Annotated in this window: 1 protein-coding gene; it reads right to left on the bottom strand. The window is 44.1% G+C overall.

All coding sequences use genetic code 11. The features are described 5' to 3' along the window. The coding region (locus tag R2R70_RS23700) for a glycosyltransferase (RefSeq protein ID WP_410979448.1) at nt 1-229 on the bottom strand (229 nt) is incomplete at both ends.

Below are 229 nucleotides of genomic sequence, written 5' to 3'. Positions count from 1 at the left end.
AGGATATCTTGATCCATATAGGTTAAACGGGAAACGATGGCTTTATCAGCAAGCATCGACATCGCTTTAGCAGAAACGGACTCCTGCGCCCACGCTAGTGTATTAATTAACAGGACACCTGAATTAAAGTAACCCTTTTCAAGTTCATTACACTGCAGACTTTGACCCCGTAACGACCACCAGTTAGCATCGCGTTCAGTAACAACAGCAGCAACGTTATTGGCAAGAT

Origin of the sequence: Cobetia sp. SIMBA_158, assembly GCF_046566945.1 — a bacterium.
GTDB lineage: Bacteria > Pseudomonadota > Gammaproteobacteria > Pseudomonadales > Halomonadaceae > Cobetia > Cobetia amphilecti.
Note: the sequence above shows the minus strand (reverse complement) of the source record. Positions and strands in the feature narration are given on the sequence as shown.